Annotated in this window: 21 protein-coding genes and 1 tRNA gene; 16 read left to right on the top strand and 6 right to left on the bottom strand. The window is 44.8% G+C overall.

Annotation, left to right across the window (positions count from 1 at the left end):
• Positions 1-2 precede the first annotated feature (2 nt).
• The 4 genes from ZYMOP_RS04840 to ZYMOP_RS04825 all read left to right on the top strand — a co-directional run bounded on the left by ZYMOP_RS04840 (position 3) and on the right by ZYMOP_RS04825 (position 4,088).
• Positions 3-1,493 carry a lipopolysaccharide biosynthesis protein gene (locus ZYMOP_RS04840; protein WP_371851889.1) on the top strand — a complete coding sequence of 497 codons (1,491 nt, stop codon included), beginning with the start codon at positions 3-5 and terminating at the stop codon, positions 1,491-1,493.
• A gap of 11 nt (positions 1,494-1,504) precedes the next feature.
• Positions 1,505-2,524, top strand: a complete 1,020-nt coding sequence (locus tag ZYMOP_RS04835; RefSeq protein ID WP_013934235.1) for a FecCD family ABC transporter permease — start codon at positions 1,505-1,507, stop codon at positions 2,522-2,524.
• On the top strand, positions 2,521-3,306 hold the full coding sequence (locus ZYMOP_RS04830; protein ID WP_013934234.1) for an ABC transporter ATP-binding protein: 786 nt from the start codon (positions 2,521-2,523) through the stop codon (positions 3,304-3,306). The genes ZYMOP_RS04835 and ZYMOP_RS04830 overlap by 4 nt, the downstream gene beginning before the upstream one ends.
• A 233-nt stretch (positions 3,307-3,539) precedes the next feature.
• The gene (locus ZYMOP_RS04825) at positions 3,540-4,088 is read left to right on the top strand and encodes a hypothetical protein (RefSeq protein WP_013934233.1); all 549 of its coding nucleotides are present in this window, start codon (positions 3,540-3,542) and stop codon (positions 4,086-4,088) included.
• Between the two features lie 90 nt (positions 4,089-4,178).
• Here the strand turns inward: ZYMOP_RS04825 and rlmB are convergent, their stop codons facing one another.
• Positions 4,179-4,925 carry a 23S rRNA (guanosine(2251)-2'-O)-methyltransferase RlmB gene (gene rlmB, locus ZYMOP_RS04820; protein WP_013934232.1) on the bottom strand — a complete coding sequence of 249 codons (747 nt, stop codon included), beginning with the start codon at positions 4,923-4,925 and terminating at the stop codon, positions 4,179-4,181.
• Between the two features lie 235 nt (positions 4,926-5,160).
• Between rlmB and ZYMOP_RS04815 the strand changes: the two genes are divergently transcribed.
• A tRNA-Tyr gene (locus tag ZYMOP_RS04815) sits at positions 5,161-5,247 on the top strand.
• A 245-nt stretch (positions 5,248-5,492) separates the two neighbouring features.
• On the opposite strand, the gene ZYMOP_RS04810 is transcribed toward ZYMOP_RS04815, so the two are convergent.
• Positions 5,493-7,073, bottom strand: coding sequence for a Do family serine endopeptidase (locus tag ZYMOP_RS04810; RefSeq protein WP_013934231.1), 1,581 nt, complete (start codon positions 7,071-7,073; stop codon positions 5,493-5,495).
• Positions 7,074-7,555: 482 nt separating this feature from the next.
• Between ZYMOP_RS04810 and ZYMOP_RS04805 the strand changes: the two genes are divergently transcribed.
• The 7 genes from ZYMOP_RS04805 (at position 7,556) to queG (ending at position 15,296) form a co-directional block, all read left to right on the top strand.
• Entirely contained in the window at positions 7,556-8,587 is a 1,032-nt protein-coding gene (locus tag ZYMOP_RS04805; protein ID WP_013934230.1) for an Mrp/NBP35 family ATP-binding protein, read from the top strand.
• A gap of 452 nt (positions 8,588-9,039) precedes the next feature.
• A complete protein-coding gene (locus tag ZYMOP_RS04800; protein WP_013934229.1) occupies positions 9,040-9,594 on the top strand; it encodes a F0F1 ATP synthase subunit delta in 555 nt (184 codons plus the stop codon).
• A 2-nt stretch (positions 9,595-9,596) separates the two neighbouring features.
• Entirely contained in the window at positions 9,597-11,126 is a 1,530-nt protein-coding gene (gene atpA, locus ZYMOP_RS04795) for a F0F1 ATP synthase subunit alpha (RefSeq protein WP_013934228.1), read from the top strand.
• Positions 11,127-11,160: 34 nt separating this feature from the next.
• Entirely contained in the window at positions 11,161-12,057 is an 897-nt protein-coding gene (locus ZYMOP_RS04790; RefSeq protein WP_013934227.1) for a F0F1 ATP synthase subunit gamma, read from the top strand.
• A 26-nt stretch (positions 12,058-12,083) separates the two neighbouring features.
• A complete protein-coding gene (gene atpD / locus ZYMOP_RS04785) occupies positions 12,084-13,538 on the top strand; it encodes a F0F1 ATP synthase subunit beta (RefSeq protein ID WP_013934226.1) in 1,455 nt (484 codons plus the stop codon).
• Positions 13,539-13,601: 63 nt separating this feature from the next.
• Positions 13,602-13,868 (top strand): ATP synthase F1 subunit epsilon, encoded by a 267-nt coding sequence (locus ZYMOP_RS04780; protein WP_013934225.1) that lies wholly within the window; start codon positions 13,602-13,604, stop codon positions 13,866-13,868.
• A gap of 285 nt (positions 13,869-14,153) precedes the next feature.
• Positions 14,154-15,296 (top strand): tRNA epoxyqueuosine(34) reductase QueG, encoded by a 1,143-nt coding sequence (gene queG, locus ZYMOP_RS04775; RefSeq protein ID WP_013934224.1) that lies wholly within the window; start codon positions 14,154-14,156, stop codon positions 15,294-15,296.
• Here queG and ZYMOP_RS04770 read toward each other — a convergent pair.
• On the bottom strand, positions 15,293-16,129 hold the full coding sequence (locus ZYMOP_RS04770) for a TorF family putative porin (RefSeq protein ID WP_013934223.1): 837 nt from the start codon (positions 16,127-16,129) through the stop codon (positions 15,293-15,295). The genes queG and ZYMOP_RS04770 overlap by 4 nt on opposite strands.
• Before the next feature lie 274 nt (positions 16,130-16,403).
• A complete protein-coding gene (locus tag ZYMOP_RS04765; protein ID WP_013934222.1) occupies positions 16,404-16,679 on the bottom strand; it encodes an HU family DNA-binding protein in 276 nt (91 codons plus the stop codon).
• A gap of 533 nt (positions 16,680-17,212) precedes the next feature.
• On the opposite strand from ZYMOP_RS04765, the gene hslV reads away from it, so the two are divergent.
• Both hslV and hslU read left to right on the top strand, forming a co-directional pair.
• The gene (gene hslV / locus ZYMOP_RS04760) at positions 17,213-17,767 is read left to right on the top strand and encodes an ATP-dependent protease subunit HslV (RefSeq protein WP_013934221.1); all 555 of its coding nucleotides are present in this window, start codon (positions 17,213-17,215) and stop codon (positions 17,765-17,767) included.
• A 29-nt stretch (positions 17,768-17,796) separates the two neighbouring features.
• On the top strand, positions 17,797-19,092 hold the full coding sequence (gene hslU, locus ZYMOP_RS04755) for an ATP-dependent protease ATPase subunit HslU (protein WP_013934220.1): 1,296 nt from the start codon (positions 17,797-17,799) through the stop codon (positions 19,090-19,092).
• A gap of 69 nt (positions 19,093-19,161) precedes the next feature.
• Here hslU and ZYMOP_RS04750 read toward each other — a convergent pair whose 3' ends face one another.
• Positions 19,162-19,653, bottom strand: a complete 492-nt coding sequence (locus ZYMOP_RS04750; protein WP_013934219.1) for a Dps family protein — start codon at positions 19,651-19,653, stop codon at positions 19,162-19,164.
• 346 nt (positions 19,654-19,999) lie between these two features.
• Here ZYMOP_RS04750 and rpmG point away from each other — a divergent pair, with 346 nt between their 5' ends.
• Entirely contained in the window at positions 20,000-20,167 is a 168-nt protein-coding gene (gene rpmG, locus ZYMOP_RS04745) for a 50S ribosomal protein L33 (RefSeq protein WP_013934218.1), read from the top strand.
• A 134-nt stretch (positions 20,168-20,301) separates the two neighbouring features.
• Here rpmG and ZYMOP_RS04740 read toward each other — a convergent pair whose 3' ends face one another.
• Positions 20,302-20,664: a response regulator gene (locus ZYMOP_RS04740; RefSeq protein ID WP_013934217.1), complete on the bottom strand. Its 363-nt coding sequence runs from the start codon at positions 20,662-20,664 to the stop codon at positions 20,302-20,304.
• Between the two features lie 202 nt (positions 20,665-20,866).
• On the opposite strand from ZYMOP_RS04740, the gene ZYMOP_RS04735 reads away from it, so the two are divergent.
• Complete coding sequence (locus tag ZYMOP_RS04735) at positions 20,867-21,322, top strand: RidA family protein (RefSeq protein ID WP_013934216.1); 456 nt, start codon at positions 20,867-20,869, stop codon at positions 21,320-21,322.
• Positions 21,323-21,695 lie beyond the last annotated feature (373 nt).

Genomic DNA, 21,695 nt, shown 5'->3' with positions numbered 1-21,695 from the left:
CGATGCTGGCTAAAGGTGGTCGCACAAATGTTTTTGGTTTTCTGTTGCGCTTGGCAGCGCGTATCCCGTTTTTGTTCATTGCGGGCCGGATATACGGTGCCGATGCTTTGGGACGCTTTGCCTATGCTGTTTTAGTGATCGAGTTTGTCGACCAATTAGCGACATTGGGTTTAACAAGAGGATTGGCTGAACAACTAGCCCGAACAAAAAATAATGAGAATTATATTGTCGGAGATGCTTTACTCTTATCGTTGATAACTGCTTCTTTGGGCGCGATTATCTTATCCCTGATGCCTTTTTTGATGTTCCGTGATGGTTCCATCAGTTTTGCAGATCATTGGTTGCTTCCCTGGATCATAATTCCTTTGGTCTGGTCCGATATTGCTTTGGCTGCGCTTGCTTTCCATGGAAATATTGCGGCCAGTGTAAAAGCACAGGCTATTATCGAGCCATGGGTACTTTCGATTGCTTCGGTAATATTTATCTGGGTTGCCCCCCATGAAGGGCTGATCCTTTCTTACGTCTGCTCAGCACTCGCAGCTTTGGTGGCTTCTTTATCGCCTTTACTCCGTCATTATGGCTGGCCGACAGGATGGAAACCGCATCTGCCGACCATTTTTAACTTGGCACGGCGAAATATCCCTTTGGCTACTGCTGATGCGATTGAGTGGAGTTCAAGGCGGCTCGATATTGTTTTATTGGGGTTGTTCTTTTCCTCTTCCGTCGTGGGGGTCTATTATGTTGCCCAACAAGTGGCCTCTTTAGTCCAAAAGTTGAAGACTAGTTTCGATCCTATTTTAGGGCCGGTTATTACGCGTAGCTTAGAAGCCGGTGACAAGCAGGCGGTCGCGCATCAAGTGCGTCAGGTAGGTTTTTGGGTTATTGCCGCCCAGACAGGAATTACCTTGGCTTTGGGAATTACCAGTCATGGCGTCATGGGGTTAGTTGGCCCCCGATTTGCAGGAGGGGATGGGGCACTATGCTTCTTGCTGGTGGCCGAGGTAGTCGCTGCGACCGCTGTTATTTCTGAAGCAGCCCTTATCTATATCGCGCCTAAAACTAATATGGCTATTTCTATTGCGATGCTGACTTTGCAAGCCGCGCTTTCTATCCCTTTAATGTCGGTATTACATCGGCATTTTGGGCATCGGGACTTGCCCCATGATCTGGCCGCCGCTGCTGGGCCTGCTTTGGCTTTGGCTATATCGTTAGGGACAGGATCGCTTTTAAAATCATGGTTGTTAAAACGTCTGTTAAAAGCCCCAGTATCTCCATGGAAATGGGCCTTATTGCCCGCTACTTTAGGGACATTGTGTGTAGGGATGATCGCGCGTCAGTTTCCAGAATGGCTTGAATTGTCGTTGGGCGTTGCCATGATTCTAATAAGCTATAGCGCGATTATCTGGTATTTAGGGTTTTCGCCTGAGGATCGACTTTTATTCACTCGTAATAAGGCTTTGTCATCGCCCATTAGCGATGACAATATAGCTTAAATTATACCCTGATGTGTAACGCCCCCTCTTCTTTTTATCAGGGTCATCGATTGGCACTTGGGCTGCTTTTACTCTTACTGCCTGTCTCTTTGCTCTCTTTATCGATAGGATCATCCCATATCGGATTCCAAGCCTTGTTGCAGTCGGTCTTGGGTCAGGGTGATCCACTTTTAAAGATGATTTTGGTCTTATTACGCTTGCCTCGTTTACTAACAGGGCTGGGGGTGGGGGCGATTCTAGGGATGGCCGGTGCCGTTAACCAAGGTTATTTGCGCAACCCTTTGGCTGATCCTTCTTTATTGGGGACTTCTAACGCGGCGGCGTTAGGCGCTGTTATTGCTTTTTATTTTGGTTATGCCAGTGCTTTTCCCCTAAGCTTATCTTTATTTGCCTTTTTGGGTGCCCTTGTCGGCCTGTTGCCGCTTTTGTGGTTTATTCGCCGAAGCTGTGACCCTCAAAGTCTGATTTTGGGGGGCGTTGCTATGGCTGCTTTTAGTGGCGCCTGTATCAGTTTAGTCCTTAATTTATCGTCAAATCCCTTTGCCGCGATGGAAATTATGAATTGGCTTATGGGGTCAATTGCTGATCGCACCTGGCTCCATGTGATTTTGTTATCACCCTCTGTCTGTCTTGCTCTGTTTATTTTTATGAAGACAGCTTCGGCCTTAGATGCCTTGATTTTGGGAGAAGAGGTTGCATCTAGTTTGGGTTTCAATCTTATCCGACTGCGATGGCAAGTGATGTTGGGGTTAGCTATTGGCGTCGGGGGCGCTGTCGCGGTAAGTGGTGCCGTTGGATTTGTCGGTCTGATAGTCCCTCATATTTTACGACCTTTTACTAATCAGATACCTTCCGCCCTTTTATGGCCTTCGGCTATCGGTGGGGCCTTAGTTGTTACTATGGCAGATATTGTAGTGCGGATATTACCGACCAGTAATGAACTACAATTAGGCGTTATAACGGCTTTTTTAGGAGTCCCGATTTTTTTGCGGGAAACCCTCGGTCGGCAATCTTCTATCAGGGCTTTATGACCAAGCTTGTCGCTAAAGACCTGTTAGTAAAAGCAGGGCATTCTCCGGATGCACTTTCTGTTTTGGGTGATTGTGTTTTTAAAGGTGGTTCTCTGACAGGTATGATCGGCCCCAATGGGGCAGGTAAGACGACCTTTTTAAAAGGATTGGCTGGTCTTATTGCGCCTTCTAAGGGAAGCGTTTATTTTGATAACGTCGATATTACTACGATGCCTTCTAGGCTGCGTGCCAGACATATAGCCTATTTACCACAAGGGCAAATGATACAAAGCAGGGTTGTCGGGCGTCATTTGATTAGCCTTGGACGGTTAGCCTATGGTCGATCTTTAAATCAGATCAATGCCACCGATAAGACCGCTATAGATTATGCTATCAGGGTGACAGAGGTGGGGGCTTTTGTCGATCGTCCGGTCTCAAGCCTTTCAGGCGGAGAGCGTGCGCGTGTCCTATTGGCGCGTGCCTTAGCGGTAGAAGCTGATATTTTATTGGCCGATGAACCTTTGGCAGCGCTTGATCCTGGTTACGCTATGCAGATGATGGAGATATTAAGGAAGGAAGCCTGTCAGGGACGGATTGTTATTGTAGCGCTTCATGATTTAACTTTGGCTGCGCGCTATTGTGATAAGCTGATTTTATGGAATAAAGGGCAGATTATCGCTGATTCTGATCCCGAGTCAGTCTTGACGGAAAAGCATCTCGCTACTATTTATCACATAAGGGCATTTATTAAAAAACAAGATGGCCATTTATTGGTTACGCCCTTTGAGCGTGTGAATTTTTAAAAAATTTTCTTTCTTCACTGTATTTATACAAAAAACCTATAATCACCGCTTGTCTAACAGAGAAAAAATGTTCATTTTCATAAAATGATAGTTTTCAGTCTTTTAGACTTTTAAGATTATCAATCTTTATTATCTTTAAATGTGGTGAAGATAACAAAAGAAGGATTGCGGTTGTATTTTTTCAGCCTTGTTTCAGGCGGAAAGAAGCTTCAGCACCAACGGGAGGACGTGTAATGAATTCCCCGAAAAAACCGGCGAATGGTGCCATGGCTTTGGTGGAAATGAAAGAATTCGCTACCTTTCCGGCTGCGACTCAGCGTTATATTCGTCGCTCGCTAGACATCGGACTAAAGCGTCATGATGTGCTGGGAAGATGGTCACGTGATGTGATCGAGGCTGCAAGTATCCGGGCCCAGATCCAAATCTATCAGCATCTTGATACGGTCAGGCAGCATTTACCTGATGATAATGGTTTGGAATCGCTCCATCATTTTCTGACGCCATTGGTTATCATGTCAGCTTTCGATCTCGGGCAAGATCGTCTGAATGGTTTTTCTGCTTATCGTTTTCTTTATGAACGTCTGGTCGGCGCTGCTGCCAGACCATGGTTGCCCTCGGCCTTTTGTGCGGCAGCAGCTTTGCCCCATCTTCACCCTGATAAACGTCGTCTGTTGTTGCAGTCGATTAGTGAAGCTGCCGTCACCGCGCCAGGTTGGTCGAACCGTGAACCTTGCTTCATCCCCGAATGGGTAGAGAAGGTGCAGCAGCACCTGCCTAATTGATCATAACAAAAGGCTGATATTTCTGATGAGACCGCTCGTTAATATATAGCCGGCGGTCTTTTTCAGAATGTTTACCTTAGGGATCAGGCTTTATTCGGCATTTAGTTTTTCAACAGCGGCATAAAGCGCAACCGCTGCCGCATTTGACACATTCAGGCTTTCGATATTCGCACTGATAGGCAATTTAGCTATTTGATCACAATGCGCTTCTGTATTCTGGCGTAGCCCTTCACCTTCAGCACCAAGCACTAAGGCTGTTTTACCGCTGCCTAAGGTCTTTGCTAGTGTCTCTTCTGCATGGCCACTAAGACCAATACGCCAATAATCTGCTTCAGCAATTTCATCTAGTGCCCGCGCTAAATTGGTTACCCTGACCCAAGGAACAATTTCAAGCGCACCACTCGCTGCCCGCGCCAATGCCCCGGATTCTGGTGGCGAATGGCGATCCTGTGTTACAATGCCAAGGGCATTAAATGCCGCTGCCGAGCGTAAAATAGCCCCTACATTATGCGGATCAGTTACCTGATCGAGAATGAGTAGAGGTCTTTTATCGGTATCGGGTTGTTCCAATAAATCCGCTAACCAAATGTCAGGAAGGGGATCAACTTCCACAATAATACCTTGATGGGGCGCATCATTCGGCACAAAGCGACCGAGATCTGTGACCTCTGCAATGGTAACAGGAATGGATTTATCAATAGAATAGGGAGCTAAAGCTTCCCGTGTCGCCCATATGCGTCGAATATGACGTTCTGGATTGTTTAGTGCAGCCTCTACCGCATGGCGACCCCAAAAACGAGGATGTGAAGGGGAAGCACTGTGCCGGTTTCGAGCCATAGAGTTTAATTCCTTATCGAAGGGGGACAAATTCAAGGCGGTTAGAATAAACCCTGAAATATTTTAAGATTAGAACGCATTACCCTTAATGGAGGGTAAATTCAAAAGAGATGATAGCAATTTTTAGCTATTTTATCGGCATAAGCGCAGAAAAAACAATTATTTTTCAAATATTCGGTTGACAGAAGGCTGTGTTTTCGTCATTGAACCCCCTCAAATAAAAACACCTTTTTGCGGACAGGTGGCCGAGTGGTTAAAGGCAGCAGACTGTAAATCTGCCGGGCTTCGCCCTACAATGGTTCGAATCCATTCCTGTCCACCATCTTTTTATTAAGATGGTTTAAGGCCTAACCAGCCTTCTTCCTTTTCTTTCCCATAAAAATTTATCTTTAGAAACGTATCTTCATGATGCTGATATGTGTTCTGATCAGTTTGATTTTTTCTAAAGATCGAATTCAAAAAACCTATGGCAAACTGTGTTTTTATACGGGCAATGGTCTGATTTAATAAAAAGACCTGCCCTCTGCTAAATTGAGGACAGGTCTTCCAAGAGAATAATATTCTAAATTATTTTTTAGGATTCTGCATCAGTTTCAAGCCCGTGAAGAGCGGCGGATTATTGCCACGCTGCACCAAAACTAAAACTGTATCTCGACCGGCAGCCTTTGTCGCTGTGATAGCGGCCACGGCATCACCAATGCTGGTTACAGGTCTTTCGTTCATGGAAAGAATAACATCGCCTCGACGTAATCCTTTTTCAGCCGCATCACTAGCAGGATCAACATTGGCAACCCATAATCCATGGGAATTTTGAGGAATATTGAGGCGACCGGCGACTTCGGGCGTTACAGCTTCGAGGGTTAAGCCCAAGGCCGTGCGCGCTGAATTACGCGGTGTATTCTGTGCGCTATCATCATCCGAATCCTGATTATCAGGCATACCACTGGCAGCTAACTGATCTTCGGGCGGACGTTCTGCCAAAACAGCATAGATCGTTAGATGTTTGCCATTACGGATAACTTCAATCGGCACCTTGGCACCCACGGGTTGGCTGGCAACCAAATAGCTGAGGGTATTATCAGGCGTGACGTCGATGTTATTAACTTTAACCAAGACGTCGCCTTGGCGGATACCTGCTTTAAAGCCCGGACCACCTGGTTCCACTCTGACGACGATTTCACCATGATCTTTGGGCAAACCAAGACCGGCCGCAATGTCATCGGTTAATAATTGAATCGCAATGCCGAGATAACCATGACGGACTTTTTTGCCAGAACGCAACGTATCAACAACAGGTTTGGCAATTTCTGCCGGAATAGCAAAACCAATGCCGATATTGCCGCCATTAGGGGCCCAGATAGCCGTATTAATGCCGATAACATTGCCATTAACATCAAACATTGGGCCGCCGGAGTTACCCTGATTGATCGCCGCATCCGTTTGGATATAACGATTATAAGGGCCAGAACCGACACCACGATGCATGGCGGAAACAATACCGGCGGTAACCGATCCTCCAAAGCCAAAGGGGTTACCAATAGCCAATACCCAATCCCCAACACGGGTACGGGTCGAATCTCCAAACTGGACAAAGGGTAGCGGTTTAGTAGAATCGATTTTAAGAAGCGCTAAATCAGAAGCGGTATCACGTCCGATAATTCGTGCTTTATATTCAGCATGGTCGGGAAGAGTAACTGTAATTGATTCAACAACGGCACTGCTGCTACTGCCCATACCGCTGGGCTTGTCGGGATCTCCGGCGGAAATGACGTGGTTATTGGTAACGACATATCCATCAGGGGAGACGATAAAACCAGACCCCAAGGATTGGGCTTCCCGTGTTATCGGGCGTCCAGTATCCGTACCTGATCCCATGCCGCTGAAAAGATCAGCAAAGGGGGTGCCTGCAAAAGGATTGGTCGGGGCCTGAATTTTAACCCGCTGTGTCGTCGAAATATTAACAACCGCAGGTTGAAGCCTTTCGACCAGATCAGCAAAACCCGGAATCGTTCCATTGACGGATACAGGGGCATGAATAGTCCCCGGTGCATTCTGAGCGACCTGAGCGCCAACGGGTTGTTGTGTAATTATCGTGGCAGTGGCGCCGCCGATAAGCAAGGCGGCGGTGACGGCATAGGCGTAGCGCACTTTGGCAAACCTCCTGATTTTCTTCGGGGGTGTCACTGTCACTCCTTCGTCTTTAATGATAATCTGTTCTTGGAACCCATTATCTATATCTGCCCATTCTAACCTGACCTTAACCCGTTATCGGACATCTAGAAGCGCAATTATAGAAATGCCTTCCTAATATAAGAGATATTAATTAAACCTCTAGAGAAGATAAAAAAATAATAGCTGAACCCTTTTTGAACAGAGCCCCATAACGTAAAAGATCAAAGTGAATTTCCTGGTTTCGGCTTAATCGGGCAGGATATTGAAGATCAAAATGGGTGTCAGTGATTAGAAATCTATCATAGCATAACGTAACCCGTTCTCGAGATATTCGTTTTCTGTCTTTACATTTTTTAATGAGGTGAAGACAAAATTCAGGGTGTTTTTCTAATTTTAGAAACTTATCTTAAGGTACTGGGGATAAAATTTTATCCCGTTTTTGATTATCAGGTTGATATATGTCTGGCGCTGTACCTATTTCTACCCTTTCCTTAGATCCTTATATTGCCAGTAAAATTGAGAATATTCTTGATTTGGCAACTGGCAAGAGTCTGGTTACAACCAAACGCATCACAGCGGCGGAGCTAAAAGATAAAAAACTGCGTTTTATTATACAGGCGAATGGATTGTCAGAAACACAGCAATCCGATTTAAAACAGCAGATTGCCGATGCTTTTGTACATGATCCCATAGTAGATACCACGCGTGTTACTTTCGTCATGAGTAAACCTAAACGAAAAATTATAGCGGTAGCCAGTGGTAAGGGGGGCGTGGGTAAATCAACCTTATCGGCTAGTCTTGCTTTGGTATTAAAGCAGTTAGGATACAAAGTCGGCTTAGTCGATGCCGATATTTATGGCCCTTCACAACCCTTATTGATGAATACAAAAAAACAACCTGTCACGGCGGACGGCGATCGTTTGCGGCCTATTATAACAGAAGACGGGATTCCGATGCTGTCTATGGGACAAATTGCAGATCCTGAACAAGCAATTGCGTGGCGTGGACCAAAAATTGCGGGTGCTTTTACCCAGCTTATGGATGCTGATTGGCATGATTGTGATGTGTTGATTGTCGATCTGCCCCCCGGAACGGGCGATATTCAGCTTTCAATGGTAAGAGAACACAAACCTGATGGGGTCCTTATTATCTCTACGCCTCAGGATATTGCTTTGATAGATGCGACACGCGCCGTTGATTTGTTTCGTAAAACGGGCACGCCGATTATCGGATTAGTTGAAAATATGGCTGGCTATCAATGCCCCCATTGTGGTGAAATTTCCGATCCTTTTGGAGCGGGGGGTGCAGAACTGGCAGCCGAGAATATGGGCATAGATTTTTGGGGCTATATACCTTTGGGATTAGATATTCGTTTAGCAACCGATTCAGGCCGTTTAAGTGCGTGTTTGAAAGACTCGGAAGAAGGCTCTGCAGCTTCCTTTATAGCAATTGCAAAAAGACTCGGTGTTTGGCTTGATCAGCATCGATGATTCCCTCAGTCTAAAGAATAGATTAAAAGGCTTCGGGCTGAATTTGGAAAATCAATCAAGATAGACAGTGTTATGTTAATTGTTTTTGGGGTACTTTGCTGAAAAAGCCCAATAATTGCCGCTATCATCCCCCAAAATACGTTTTTTCATTTTATAAAAATTATGAAATCAGCGCTTGTTTTTTCCATTTTTAAGGCCGGTTTTTTTGAATTTTCGATTTGTGCTGATCGCTTAGCGCTACCTTGCATCCCCTTCGTCCCCCTGCTAATTAAACTGCGGATCATAACCGGCAAAAATTGATCGTAGTCTCTTTTGGAATAGGGGCTCTTTCATTGATGCCGGTTTTGTATGCCTATGCGGCATATCCAGTGTGGCCCTATGTGCGCCCCGGCTGTTTCGGACCGGGACGGAATACAGGGTGAGGCATTATATAATCTGGGGACGGCAGGCGCATGGAAATATCCGGCAGCATTCAAGCAAGCCTTGGTGGCCGTTATGCCCTGGCACTTTTCGAGGTTGCACAGGAAAAAGGGCAGATTGACACGGTCGCTGCCAGTCTCGGCAAATTCGATGAGGCTTTTGCACAGACAAGAGAACTCCGTCTGGTTGCAAACAATCAAATATTTTCCCGCAAACATGTTGAAAAAGTCATTGCAGCACTGATTCCAGTGCTGAAGACTGATGATTTAACGGCAAAATTTCTGAATCTGTTGGCTGCTAAAGGGCGGTTGGGCGCTATTCCTGAAATTACAAGCGCTTATCGTCAGTATGTAGCCGATCTTCGTTCAGAAAAGGTGGCCGATGTTACAACGGCTCATCCTTTGTCTGATGAACAAAAGTCGGCGCTTACAGCTCGGCTTAAAGAACAGCTTAAGGCTGATGTGAAAATTGAAGCAACGGTTGACCCGTCTATTTTGGGCGGCATGATTGTGCGTCTTGGTTCACGTCAGATTGACGGATCGATTCGGAGCAAGCTGCATATGCTTGCACAGGCGATGAAAGGGTGAATATGGAAATCCGCGCCGCAGAAATTTCAAAAGTCATCCGTGAACAGATCGAAGGCTTCGGTGCTGATGCTGAAGTTAGCGAAGTTGGTCGGGTGGTCTCCGTGGGCGATGGTATCGCCCGTGTTTATGGTCTCGATAATGTCGAGGCTGGTGAAATGGTCACTTTCTCCAGTGGCGTACAAGGTATGGCCCTCAACCTCGAGGCCGACAACGTCGGCGTCGTGATTTTCGGCTCCGACCTTGAAGTCGGAGAAGGCGACACCGTTCGCAGAACGGGCGAGATCGTTGACGTTCCGGTAGGACCGGAATTGTTAGGTCGTGTTGTTGACGCTCTTGGTAATCCAATTGACGGAAAAGGCCCGATCAAAGCGAAAGAACGTCGTCGTTCTGAAGAAAAGGCCCCGGGTATTATCCCGCGTAAATCTGTGCATGAAGCGGTTCAGACCGGTATTAAGGCTTTGGACGCTTTGGTTCCGGTTGGTCGTGGTCAACGTGAATTGATCATTGGTGACCGTCAGACTGGTAAAACGGCCATCGCGATTGATGCCTTTATCAACCAAAAGCACACTAATGGCGGTAAAGATGACACGAAGAAGCTCTTCTGCATCTATGTTGCTATTGGTCAGAAGCGCTCGACGGTAGCTCAGATTGTTCGTCAGCTTGAAGAAATGGGTGCTATGGAGTACACCATTGTCGTCGCTGCAACGGCTTCTGAACCCGCACCTCTTCAGTATTTGGTACCGTATTCAGCCTGTTCTATGGGTGAATATTTCCGCGATAACAAACAGCATGCCTTGATCGTTTATGACGATCTTTCTAAACAGGCTGTGGCTTATCGTCAGATGTCCTTGTTGTTGCGTCGCCCACCAGGACGTGAAGCCTATCCCGGGGATGTGTTCTATTTGCATTCTCGCCTTTTGGAACGTGCTGCAAAGCTTAGTGATGCGCATGGTGCTGGTTCTTTAACCGCTCTGCCTATCATTGAAACGCAAGCTGGTGACGTTTCTGCCTATATTCCAACGAACGTGATTTCGATTACGGATGGTCAGATCTTCCTTGAAACGGATTTATTCTATCAAGGTATTCGTCCGGCTATTAACGTTGGTCTTTCCGTTAGCCGTGTGGGTTCTGCTGCTCAGACGAAAGCCATGAAAAAAGTGGCTGGTTCTATCAAGCTTGAACTTGCTCAGTATCGCGAAATGGCCGCTTTTGCGCAGTTCGGTTCTGATTTGGATGCTTCTACCCAGAAGTTGCTCAATCGTGGTAAGCGCCTGACTGAGCTGTTGAAGCAGCCGCAATTTCATCCGATGCCTTTTGAAGAGCAGGTTGTTTCCCTTTTTGCGGGTACCAACGGCTATATTGATGGCATCGAAGTGACGGACGTTAACCGCTATGAGGAAGCTTTGCTGAATTATGTGCGGTCGAGCCACAATGATTTGTTGGCAACGATCCGTGACACCGGGGATTTCACTGACGATACCAAAACGAAATTGAAGGCGGCGCTTGATAACTTCGCTAAGATTTTCGCTTAAGTTCTGATGTGTCAATGACAGGAGTGGGGACACTATGCCCAGCCTGAAAAGTCTAAAAACGCGCGTCAGTTCGATCAAGTCGATCAGTAAGATCACTCGGGCTATGCAAATGGTGGCTTCTGCCAAGCTTCGGCGGGCAGAAAGTCGTCTGAATGCAGCCAGACCTTACGCGAAGCGGATGGCGCAGGTTATGTCGATACTGGCTGCAAGAGCAGCCGGTACGCCTAATGCTTTGCCGCTCCTTAATGGACGTGGCAAAGACCAAACGCATCTGTTGATTGTCATGTCTTCTGACAGCGGTTTATGCGGCGGCTTTAATGCTAATATTTACCGTTTAGCTCGGGAACGGGCTCAAGCGCTTGAAGCGGCGGGTAAAACCGTTCGCTTCTATATTATCGGTATGAAGGCAGCACCGATAATTCGTAATAATTTCCCAGGTCAGTCTATTCACGAGACAACCCGTGATGAGACAACACCTATTACTTTCGAAAATGCCCAGAAAATCGCCCAGGATGTAATCCAGCGCTTTAATGCGGGTGAATTCGACGTAGCGCATCTTTTCTTTTCGCATTTTCATTCGGTCCTTTCTCAGCAACCTACTGAGATGCAGATTATTCCTGCGGCCCCTGAATCGAATTCAAAAGACGCGGCCAACACAAATGAGGCAGATTCATCAGGATCAATCGAATTTGAACCTGATGAAGAAACGATTTTGTCGACCTTGTTACCCCGTAGTATCGCTGTAGCTATTTATCAGGCTATGCTTGAAAATGGTACGTCCGAGCAGGGGAGTCGTATGTCGGCCATGGAGAATTCCACCCGTAATGCCGGTGAAATGATTTCGAAGCTTTCTATTCAGTATAACCGTTTGCGTCAGGCTGCGATTACGACTGAGTTAGTCGAGATTATTTCGGGCGCAGAAGCGATGTAATTAAGATTACTGGCAAGGAAAATATTATGGCTACAGCCTCTAGTAAGAAGAATATTGGCCGGATAAGCCAGGTCATTGGTCCGGTCGTCGATGTGCTTTTTGAAGAAAAGCTTCCTGCTCTTCTGACGGCACTTGAAACCAAGAACCAAAACGAAACCATGGTTTTGGAAGTCGCTCAACATTTGGGTGAAAATGTCGTTCGTACCATTGCTATGGATACGACGGATGGTTTGGTTCGTGGTCAGGAAGTTCTTGATACAGGCAGTGAAATTCGTGTTCCGGTTGGGCCTGAAACGCTTGGCCGTATTATGAATGTTGTGGGTAAGCCTGTTGATGAGCGTGGCCCAATCGGTGCCAAGCAGACTATGCCTATTCATGCTGATGCACCAGCCTTCGTTGATCAGAGCACGGACACCAACATTCTGACCACTGGTATTAAGGTTATCGATCTTTTGGCACCTTATGCAAAGGGTGGTAAGGTCGGTCTGTTCGGCGGTGCTGGTGTCGGCAAGACGGTGTTAATTCAGGAACTGATTAACAACATTGCTAAAGGCCATGGTGGTTTTTCGGTTTTTGCGGGCGTCGGTGAACGCACCCGTGAAGGAAACGATCTTTATCATGAATTTTTAGAAGCTGGCGTTATTGCTAGCGATAAAGATGGTAATGCTATTTCCCAAGGTTCCAAAGTGGCCTTGGTCTATGGTCAGATGAACGAACCACCTGGAGCCCGTGCTCGTGTTGCGCTTTCAGGTTTGACGATGGCGGAATATTTCCGTGATCAAGAAGGCCAGGATGTGTTGTTCTTCGTGGATAACATCTTCCGCTTCACTCAGGCCGGTGCCGAGGTCTCCGCTCTCTTGGGTCGTATTCCTTCTGCTGTGGGTTATCAACCGACGTTGGCAACTGACATGGGTCAGCTGCAAGAACGTATTACCTCCACCAAGAAAGGATCGATTACTTCGGTTCAGGCAATTTATGTGCCTGCCGACGATTTGACCGATCCGGCACCTGCTACCAGTTTCGCCCATTTGGATGCTACGACCGTGTTGAGCCGTGCGATTTCGGAAATGGGTATTTATCCCGCCGTCGATCCGCTCGATTCTTCCAGCCGTTCGCTTGAACCCCGTATCGTTGGTGATGATCATTACCAGACGGCACGCGATGTGCAGGAAATTCTGCAACGCTATAAAAACTTGCAGGATATTATTGCCATTTTGGGTATGGACGAATTGTCCGAAGAAGATCGCAAGGTCGTTGGCCGTGCGCGTCGTATTCAGCGCTTCCTATCTCAGCCTTTCCATGTTGCTGAAGTTTTCACCGGTATGCCGGGTAAATTCGTTCAGGTTGAGGATACAGTTCGTTCTTTCCGTGAAATCATTGATGGTAAATATGATGATTTACCTGAAAATGCTTTTTACATGGTGGGTACTATCGAAGAGGCTGTTGCTAAAGCTGAAAAGATGTCAGCTGAAGCAGCCTAATTCGCTGTAAACAAAAAGCCGTCTCTTTCTTTTACGAGAAAGAGGCGGAGATAGTGAGGAAGAATGGCTGAGCTTCATTATGAACTGGTAACACCTGCTCGGCTTGCCCGTTCCGGCGATGCTTTCATGGTCGTTGTTCCCGGAACTGAAGGCGATCTTGGTGTTATGGCAGGGCATATGCCCACCATGACAGCTATCCGGGATGGCGAAGTCGCTATTTACAGCAGTGAACATCAGGTCGAAACGAAGTTTCATATCTCTGGTGGTTTTGCTGAAATTAATGAAAAAGGCCTGATTATCTTGGCCGAAGAGGTTAAAGAAGAATCCTGATTTTATCAGCATTTTTTATTTAACCTGATATTATATTGAGCGACTTTTGATAAAAATCGATAGTCGCTCTTTATTTTTATGAATAGATAATAATGTAGTTTTTTTCTAGTAGCAGTAAGATAATTTCAGTCTCGAAATGTGGCTATATTATAAGTTGGCCAAATTACAGGTGGCCAATCTTAAAATTTACATATTTTATTATAAAATTTTTTAAAATTTAATTTTCATTATTGGAAATGTAAATTTTTATATGCCTGAATAATATTTTTATCTCTTAAAATAGATATGTTTACCATGAGCAATACATCTAGCTCGATAGAAGATTTTCGCCTTTCTTTAGAAAAAGAGGCTTATGCGTTAGGTTTCTCTACTTTTGGTATCAGCCGCGCGGAAATTTCAGCCTCTACCCAAAAAAGACTCTGTAGATGGTTGGAAGAGGGTATGCATGGCGATATGCTGTGGATGAGAGATCGGCTAGAACACCGTCTTGATCCCCAAAATCTTTGGCCTGATGTTCGCTCGGTCATCATGTTGGGGATGAATTATGCGCCTACAAAAAATCCTTTGGCATTGGCAGATGATGCAGGAATTGGGCGTATTTCAGTCTATGCACAAGGGCGAGATTATCATGATACTATTAAAAAGGCGCTAAAACATTTGGCACGTTGGTTAGTCCAAAAGGCTGACTGCAACGTGAAGGTCTTTGTTGATACTGCACCGGTTATGGAGAAATCTTTAGCTGTTTCTGCAGGATTAGGGTGGCAAGGAAAACATAGTAACGTCATCAGCCGTCAGTATGGTAATTGGCTTTTCTTAGGCGCAATTTATACCACCCTTGATCTTGAACCCAATAGGCCTGCCAAAGGGGGTTGTGGTTCTTGTTCCCGTTGTCAGATTGCCTGTCCTACCAACGCTTTCCCGAGAGAGGGCGTGGTCGATGCCCGACGCTGTATTTCCTACCTTACCATTGAGTATAAAGGCATTATTCCCCAAGAATTCAGGCGCGCGCTGGGTAACCATATTTATGGTTGTGATGATTGCTTGGCTTCTTGTCCATGGAATAAATTCGCCCACCCCGAAACAAGCCATCCTGCTTTTTGGCCTCGTGCAGAATTGGCGGCACCTGAATTAAGGGATCTACTCACTTTAAAAGACAGCGATTTTCGCCAATTTTTTTCCGCTTCACCCATTAAGCGTATTGGACGTGACCGTTTCATTCGCAATTGTTTGATAGCCGCAGGTAATAGCCGGCAATCATCATTATTAAAACAGGTTATGCCTCTCTTGGAAGATCCTGCAGCTATTGTGCGCGCTATGGCTATTTGGGCCTTACGGCAATTAGATATACAGATATTTCGAGCATTGGCCAAAACCGCCGCCCCTCAGGAAAACGATGTTACTGTACAGCGGGAGTGGCAAGAAGTTTAAAGGGACAACGTTAACGAAAATAAAGCAGCGCTACCTACAATCGAGCCGTTATGTCCCAGCCCTTTTTCAGCTGAAGGCCACATTGCCTTTAAAGATTTACTATCAATATTGGTATCTGACCACCAAACACCCACTTTTACATGTTTTATAAAGGTGTAATCAGCTCCTAGCCGCCAATCCCAATAATCGCCTGTAGGCGATAAGCTGACAAAATTGGGCCCAAAACCTGCCTGACCGCTTGTGTGGCCGATATGACCATGAAGCGCTGCCGCCGTACGGGGAATTGAAAAGTCAGCCTCTCCATAAGCATAGACATTGCTATGATCACCATGTTTAACGAGGGTTACCGGATAATAACGCCCTAATGCATATTGAGGCGGGGCAAAGTTAAAGCCTAATTTGGCAGAGAAAGGCCCAATAAGTGTGCTGGCATTCCCGTAGAGTTCAAATAAGTTATTTTTAGTACCGCCACCACCAGCGGGATAAATATAACCCATAACACCGCCATCAACCGTAAAGGCGCCAAGCGTGTGACGATATCCGCCGAAAATATCCAGTTCCATTTTGCTATCGCCCATCTTACCCCAACCGGCAAGGCTGGAACTCCAGGCGCCTAGATAGAAACCGCTTTGGTGGCTGACAGTGAAGCTACCTTGGACGGCAGGATTATTATTACTGCGTGAAATGCCACGGAAGCGATAATCAGAAAATAAACTTATATTAGCTGAAAGGGAAAAAGGGGATGATGGGGGATCCGTAATACCTGCTTTAGCCGCGGCAAAGGGCGCCGTGCACATAAGGATGAAACAGGATGAAGAGATCAGAAAACGCATCAATCTTTTCCAGATCAGACAATAAAAAATGAAATAGTAACCAGCGAAAGAAAATGCCGCTAAGATTCAGGTTAAAAATTATAACCGGAAAAGCGGTTAGAAAATACTAATCTGTCAAATAAGCTGAAATGATCTTAGAAAATACGGAATGCTTTGTCCACGTTAAGCGGGAAAGAAGCCTAAATTAATAAGGGTATTTGAAGAGAATACAGATTTAAAGAATTGGCGCGGTTTTTATTGCCGCGCCAATTGATAGCTTGAAATAGAAAAAGGCCTAGTCGTTCAAACGATCTTTAACTGCCTTGGCAGAAGTGAACGTTAAACGGTTAGAGGCTGGGATTTCAATTTCCTGTAAAGTAGCCGGATTATGGCCTTTACGGGCTGCACTGTGCTTAACCTTGAATTTTCCAAAGCCGTTCAGTGCGATTTCTTCCCCAGCGACAGCAGCGTCAACAATGGTGGAAAAAACGGCGTCAACAAGCTTCTTGGCATCCGTTTTGGTGAGGCCCTGACCGGAAGCAATCCGGTCAACCAGATCGTTGCTGTTCATGTCGTGATCCTATGGCATTATTAAGATAGAAAATTTTTAAGATCCATTTTAATCAAAAAATGAATCCCGGCGATGGTCGCTAAATTAAGGAAGAAAGAGGCCTTGTCTATTATAATCTTAATTCTGGCATATCTGACTTCCTTCAACGACAGACGAGCAGATGTTGCTGCGTCTTGAGCCGGAGACTCTTATATTCCCTGACAAAAATGGCAATATCGCCCAAAGCGTATATTGATAGCTTGCTGCAAGAAAAAAAGAGTTTTTGTCGGATATTGGAGCTATTTTCTTATATTTTTATAGGAAAGCGTGATTTTTAGGCCAATTTTCCCTTTCAATCATTACAAGTGATTCTAGAGAAATTTGGGTGTAAAGGGAGCGTGAAATGACAAAAATAGGAAGACCTCATTAATATTCCGCATTGTTTTTAGAAAAATTTGTGAATGTTAATATAGCTTAACTGCGCTTTAGATGATTGCGATTTGTTATTATCTTCCCATATTGCCTTTTGAGAATAAGGGTTCAAGGATAGGGCGATGAGCGAAGATAAAATAGGCTGGCATGGTACAACGATCCTTTCGGTGCGTCGAAATGGCCGTGTCGTTATTGCAGGCGATGGCCAAGTGTCGATGGGTAATACGGTAATGAAGCCCAATGCCCGTAAAGTGCGACGGTTAGGGGATGGTTCTGTTATCGGTGGATTTGCTGGGGCAACCGCTGATGCTTTTACATTATTTGAGCGTTTAGAAGCGAAATTAGATCGCCATAATGGACAGCTTTTAAGAGCCGCTGTTGAATTGGCTAAGGATTGGCGTACGGATAAATATCTCCGCAATCTTGAAGCTTTGATGGTGGTTGCAGATGATCAGGTCACTTTGGTTTTAACGGGTAATGGTGATGTTTTAGAACCCGTAGGGGGAATAGCGGCTATTGGTTCCGGTGGAAATTTTGCCCTTTCAGCAGCCCGCGCGCTTGTCGAATATGAGCAGGATGCCGAAGTTATTGCCCGTAAAGCTTTAGCTGTCGCCGCGGATATCTGTGTCTTTACCAATAATCAGGTGACGATCGAGACTTTGGACAGCGCAGTTTAATTCTTTCGTTTTTTCTGGAAAAAATATTTATGACTGAGAATCTTACTCCTAAAGCGATTGTCGCAGCCTTAGATGCCCATATCGTCGGACAAAAAGAGGCTAAACGTGCAGTTGCTGTTGCTATGCGCAATCGTTGGCGGCGTCAGCGTTTACCCGAACATTTGAAAGACGAAGTTAGTCCCAAAAATATTCTGATGATTGGGCCTACCGGCTGCGGTAAAACTGAAATTAGTCGTCGTCTGGCCAAGCTAGCCAATGCGCCTTTTATTAAAGTCGAGGCAACGAAATTTACTGAAGTCGGCTATGTCGGGCGTGATGTTGAACAAATTGGACGCGATCTGGTTGAAGAAGCCGTTCGATTGGAACGAGAAAACCAACGCTTATCTGTTCGTGAAAAAGCTGAACAAGCGGCGATGGAACGGCTGTTGGAAGCTTTGGTTGGAAAAGATGCCAGTGAGGCCACCCGTGAGACCTTCAGGCAGCGTTTTGTCGATGGTCATCTTGATGATCGCGAAGTTGAAGTCGAATTAGAAGAAGCGCCCTCTATGCCGGTTGAAATTCCCGGTATGGGCGGACAGGTCGGTATGATCAGCCTCGGGGACATGCTAGGAAAAGGGGGGCAGCGTACCAAGCGGCAGCGCTTACCTGTTCGGCAAGCTTGGAGACGGTTGGTTGATGAAGAAGCTGATCGCCGTTTAGATAAGGATGAAATCGGTCGGGTTGCTCTTGCCAATGCTGAAGCCAATGGTATCGTCTTTTTAGATGAGGTCGATAAAATTGCGGTCAGTGATGTTCGCGGTGGCTCAGTTTCGCGGGAAGGCGTTCAGCGTGACCTTTTACCCTTGATTGAAGGGACAACGGTGACCACAAAATATGGCCCCATGAAAACGGATCATGTTTTGTTTATTGCCTCCGGCGCTTTTCATGTTGCCAAGCCGTCTGACTTGTTACCAGAATTACAGGGGCGTCTCCCTATTCGGGTAGAATTATCCGCTTTAACAGAAGAAGATTTTATTCATATTCTTTCTTCAACCAGAGCTTCATTAGTCGAGCAGTATCGTGCCTTGATTGGGACTGAAAATGTCGTGCTTAACTTTGAAGAAGATGGTATTCGCGAACTGGCGCATATTGCAGCTGTGGTAAATAGCGAAGTCGAAAATATTGGCGCTCGTCGTTTATCAACGGTAATGGAAAAGTTATTGGAAGATATTAGTTTCAATGCTGAAGATATGACTGGGCAAAAGATCAAGATTGACAAAACTTATGTCAATGAGCGTCTTTCTGATATCGCAAAGAATACTGATTTAAGTAAATATATACTCTAAAATATTTTATATTTTTTATTAAAAGACCCATCTCTTTTGTAAAGATGGGTCTTTTCCTATTCTAAATTATTAAGCAGCCCGTCCGGTTTCAAACAGGAACCATGCGCGTCGTTCGGCCTGATCTGTCCAATTGTCGATCATAGCGCTGCTGGCATTATCCCCTGCTTTATCTGCTAAAATTTTGGCTTCACGTAAAGAAGTAACCAGCTTGCGGTTATCGCTAGCCAGCTCTTTTAGCATTTCTTCTGGTTTAACGAATTCTTTGTCATTGTCTTCAATTGACTGAAGCTGAAAAATTTCTCCGATAGAATGAAGGGTGGCCTTGCCAATTTTGCGGACACGCTCTGCTACTTCATCTGTGATCGAAAATATTTCGCTCGCTTGGTCTTCAAATAACAAGTGATAATCACGGAAATGTGGCCCTGATACATGCCAATGGAAGTTCTTCGTCTTTAAATAAAGAGCAAAAGTATCAGCTAACACGTGATTTAAAGCATCAGCTACAGATCCAACCTTATTAGAATCAAGATCACTCGGCGTTTTTATATCAATAACGCTCATTTTTACTATTCCTTCCCTAATACTGTTCACATGCAATAGATGTTCACCAAGAATAAATAGGTAGCTGTTTTTATATTACGAGAGGTAACTATAATAAATATTGCACTAATTATTCTTATAGGGATGATCGAATGGAATGATAATTTGTTCCATTTTATCCATATTTTTTTAACAAAAATTTTATAGGAGGAGGATGTTTCGTCAGTTAACCTATAAAAACGCCAATAATGCTTGACTTTTCCCCTTTATTAGGGGCAGTAAGCGACCTTTACAGGTGATCGGCAGCTATGTCTGGCGCCTGATGCGATAAGCATTTTTTCTAGAATTAGGTGCAAAAGGTTTCATTATGGCTAAGCCGACTACAGTTAAAATTCGTCTCGTTAGTTCTGCCGACACGGGCTTTTTCTATGTTACCCGGAAAAATCCGCGTAACCAGACGGAAAAGATGAGCTTCCGTAAATATGACCCAGTTGTGCGCAAGCATGTTGAGTTTAAAGAAGCGAAAATCAAATAATTTTGAGCAACACATTCTTGTGTACGCTTTTGATGACCTATGCCTGCCGAAAAGCATATAGATTTTAAATAATCAGCTTAGGCGGGCAGGGCATCTTTTATATAAAGAATTATTTCGATTGAAGCTGCGTTTTATCAAATCAGCGCTTTAACAGCTTCTAGAAAACGAATTACCGAAATAGGTTTTGCAATATAGCTGGTTGCGCCTGCTTGACGTATTTTTTGCTCGTCTTCTGGCGCAGCATAAGCGGTAACTGCCATAACCGGTATATGGCATAGTCTCTCTGTTTTTTTCAGCTGAGTGATAAGCTCCAGACCACTGACATGGGGCAGCTGAATATCCATAATAATCAGCTCTGGCATAAAATTTTGTGCGCGCTCTAGCATGCCACGCCCATCTCTTACGGGCTCGACTTCGAAATTATGCGCCCGAAGAAGATCACAAAACAGCTTAAGATTAAGCTCATTATCTTCGACGATTAAGATGCGTGAAGCCATTCTAAATGCAATCTTTTAGTTGTATTAAGGAATTAGGGTATACACTTAACTTTCAAGATTTTTGATAATATCGAATCGATAAAGGACAATTTCCTCCTTAGCGTATTGCACAGTATCACAAAATTAAGGTCTAGCATTTTATTAAGATCAAGCCGTTTTTGAGGGCTTGACCTTTTAGGCGCTCAGGTCAAAAATCTATACTATGACTATTGATAAACGACTTGCCGAACTGGGCATTCTGCTTCCTGAAGCGGCTGCGCCAGTTGCTGCTTATACGCCCACTGTTTTAGCGGGTAACCTACTCCATATTTCAGGGCAGCTCCCTTTTCTTGAAGGTCAATTAATGACTGGACGTCTAGGTGAAGACCGAGATGAAGCCTATGGCTTTAAGGCTGCTGAACGGTGTGCCATTATGTTAATGGCGCAAATGAAAGCCGCTTTGACCAATCTTGACCGAGTAGAACGCGTTGTAAAGCTTAATGCTTTTGTCAATTCAGCACCTTCTTTTACTCGGCAGGCACAGGTAGTTAATGGGGCTTCTGAATTATTAGTAAAAGTTTTTGGTGATGCCGGTATTCATGCCCGTAGTGCAGTGGGCGTCGCTGTTTTGCCTTTGAATGCACCTGTTGAGATAGATGCGCTCGTTTCTATTCTTTAAGCTCGCACTAAAATTAAAAATAATCAGGCAGATATATCCCTTTCTAGGGATTATCTGCCTAAATCAATTTAGGCTATAATAGCTATAGAATTTATAGATTAATATTAATCAGTCTATTTTGATCTTTTTAAAATAAACCATTATGAATACTAATTATTTAACATATAGAAAATTAATAAAAAATTATTCTATTTTAAATTCATAGTGAATATAATATTATTAATATCCAAATTAGATATTTAATTTTTTTACATTATTATTTCTTTAACTTACCTCAATAATATCAGCTCGAATTAACAGAACACTCTGTAGTTGGTGTTTTTTATTTGCGGCATGATTTTCTTGTACTCATAGTATTTGAGGTAGGTATCCC

It is taken from the genome of Zymomonas mobilis subsp. pomaceae ATCC 29192 (genome assembly GCF_000218875.1).
Classification (GTDB): Bacteria; Pseudomonadota; Alphaproteobacteria; order Sphingomonadales; family Sphingomonadaceae; genus Zymomonas; species Zymomonas pomaceae.
Note: the sequence above shows the minus strand (reverse complement) of the source record. Positions and strands in the feature narration are given on the sequence as shown.

Excerpts from the sequence above, each read along its gene's own strand:
- ZYMOP_RS04830 (WP_013934234.1), top strand. The coding sequence starts at position 2,521 with ATGACCAAGCTTGTCGCTAAAGACCTGTTAGTAAAAGCAGGGCATTCT.
- ZYMOP_RS04735 (WP_013934216.1), top strand. The coding sequence starts at position 20,867 with ATGACTATTGATAAACGACTTGCCGAACTGGGCATTCTGCTTCCTGAA.
- ZYMOP_RS04805 (WP_013934230.1), top strand. The coding sequence starts at position 7,556 with ATGTCTGGCGCTGTACCTATTTCTACCCTTTCCTTAGATCCTTATATT.
- ZYMOP_RS04765 (WP_013934222.1), bottom strand. The coding sequence starts at position 16,679 with ATGAACAGCAACGATCTGGTTGACCGGATTGCTTCCGGTCAGGGCCTC.
- ZYMOP_RS04790 (WP_013934227.1), top strand. The coding sequence starts at position 11,161 with ATGCCCAGCCTGAAAAGTCTAAAAACGCGCGTCAGTTCGATCAAGTCG.
- ZYMOP_RS04840 (WP_371851889.1), top strand. The coding sequence starts at position 3 with ATGCTGGCTAAAGGTGGTCGCACAAATGTTTTTGGTTTTCTGTTGCGC.
- ZYMOP_RS04770 (WP_013934223.1), bottom strand. The coding sequence starts at position 16,129 with ATGCGTTTTCTGATCTCTTCATCCTGTTTCATCCTTATGTGCACGGCG.
- atpA (WP_013934228.1), top strand. The coding sequence starts at position 9,597 with ATGGAAATCCGCGCCGCAGAAATTTCAAAAGTCATCCGTGAACAGATC.
- hslU (WP_013934220.1), top strand. The coding sequence starts at position 17,797 with ATGACTGAGAATCTTACTCCTAAAGCGATTGTCGCAGCCTTAGATGCC.
- ZYMOP_RS04825 (WP_013934233.1), top strand. The coding sequence starts at position 3,540 with ATGAATTCCCCGAAAAAACCGGCGAATGGTGCCATGGCTTTGGTGGAA.
- atpD (WP_013934226.1), top strand. The coding sequence starts at position 12,084 with ATGGCTACAGCCTCTAGTAAGAAGAATATTGGCCGGATAAGCCAGGTC.
- ZYMOP_RS04800 (WP_013934229.1), top strand. The coding sequence starts at position 9,040 with ATGGAAATATCCGGCAGCATTCAAGCAAGCCTTGGTGGCCGTTATGCC.
- ZYMOP_RS04835 (WP_013934235.1), top strand. The coding sequence starts at position 1,505 with ATGTGTAACGCCCCCTCTTCTTTTTATCAGGGTCATCGATTGGCACTT.
- queG (WP_013934224.1), top strand. The coding sequence starts at position 14,154 with ATGTTTACCATGAGCAATACATCTAGCTCGATAGAAGATTTTCGCCTT.
- rlmB (WP_013934232.1), bottom strand. The coding sequence starts at position 4,925 with ATGGCTCGAAACCGGCACAGTGCTTCCCCTTCACATCCTCGTTTTTGG.
- ZYMOP_RS04750 (WP_013934219.1), bottom strand. The coding sequence starts at position 19,653 with ATGAGCGTTATTGATATAAAAACGCCGAGTGATCTTGATTCTAATAAG.
- hslV (WP_013934221.1), top strand. The coding sequence starts at position 17,213 with ATGAGCGAAGATAAAATAGGCTGGCATGGTACAACGATCCTTTCGGTG.
- rpmG (WP_013934218.1), top strand. The coding sequence starts at position 20,000 with ATGGCTAAGCCGACTACAGTTAAAATTCGTCTCGTTAGTTCTGCCGAC.
- ZYMOP_RS04780 (WP_013934225.1), top strand. The coding sequence starts at position 13,602 with ATGGCTGAGCTTCATTATGAACTGGTAACACCTGCTCGGCTTGCCCGT.
- ZYMOP_RS04740 (WP_013934217.1), bottom strand. The coding sequence starts at position 20,664 with ATGGCTTCACGCATCTTAATCGTCGAAGATAATGAGCTTAATCTTAAG.